A 733-nucleotide genomic window follows, 5' to 3' on the forward strand; every position below is an offset into this window, starting at 1 on the left:
GATATTTACCTTCACGCTCTTTAAAGAACTTGTCCCGCCAATTGCCAACATGTGGCACTGTGGTACTTCTACACCAAGGATGCATAGGTGGCGCATTCACACCTGGTATCATATCTTTAACTTTAAATATTTTTCCGTTAAGTGAATGACATAATTTAGATGTTTTACTATCTATTTTGGCAACATATTTATATTCGCCATCTTCACCAAGTTCTTTTAAATATGTTAACTTTTGTGATTCTGCATTTTCAGTAAATAGTTAAAAAAGCGTATAAAAATAGCACCACTTTCTCTTTATCTGTGTAGAAAGGATGCTATTGATATTTAGACTTTGATTGATTAATTTCTTTTTCTAATTCTTCTTTCTTCGATAATTCATCCATATGCTTAAAAAAATCTTCTATAGAAATGTAACCATCTAATTGTTGAATTGACATAATGTATTACTCCTATTTGTCCTTTCGTTTTATATATCTTTTATTATAAAGTTGCTTTAGAATATTATCAACTATCGCTTCATTATTTCTCATAGTTATAGATTGTTTTATATCTTTCATTATTTTATAAACTTGAGACTGATTATATAATGAAGTTTTACTTATATATTTTACTACACTATAGTTAGTAACAATAGTCAATGTTCGGATGGATTTATTTTCAATAAACATCTTTAAGTCATTCAATGAAAATCCTGATTGTCCAGGATGGTTATGTAACATAACAATTGAATTCG

1 protein-coding gene and 2 pseudogenes are annotated in these 733 nt (G+C 28.2%); all 3 read right to left on the minus strand.

Going from position 1 to position 733, the window contains the following annotated elements; translation table 11 throughout:
* A pseudogene (locus HMPREF3247_RS14500) lies at positions 1-244 on the minus strand (minor capsid protein); the annotation flags it as partial.
* Positions 245-314: 70 nt separating this feature from the next.
* Positions 315-437 (minus strand): hypothetical protein, encoded by a 123-nt coding sequence (locus HMPREF3247_RS14975; RefSeq protein ID WP_000027399.1) that lies wholly within the window; start codon positions 435-437, stop codon positions 315-317.
* A gap of 12 nt (positions 438-449) precedes the next feature.
* A pseudogene (locus HMPREF3247_RS09675) lies at positions 450-733 on the minus strand (phage head morphogenesis protein); the annotation flags it as partial.

The organism is Staphylococcus sp. HMSC36A10 (assembly GCF_001838845.1).
In the GTDB taxonomy this organism is placed as follows: domain Bacteria; phylum Bacillota; class Bacilli; order Staphylococcales; family Staphylococcaceae; genus Staphylococcus; species Staphylococcus aureus.

Coding starts and splice junctions, on each gene's coding strand:
- HMPREF3247_RS14975 (WP_000027399.1), bottom strand. CDS start 437: ATGTCAATTCAACAATTAGATGGTTACATTTCTATAGAAGATTTTTTT.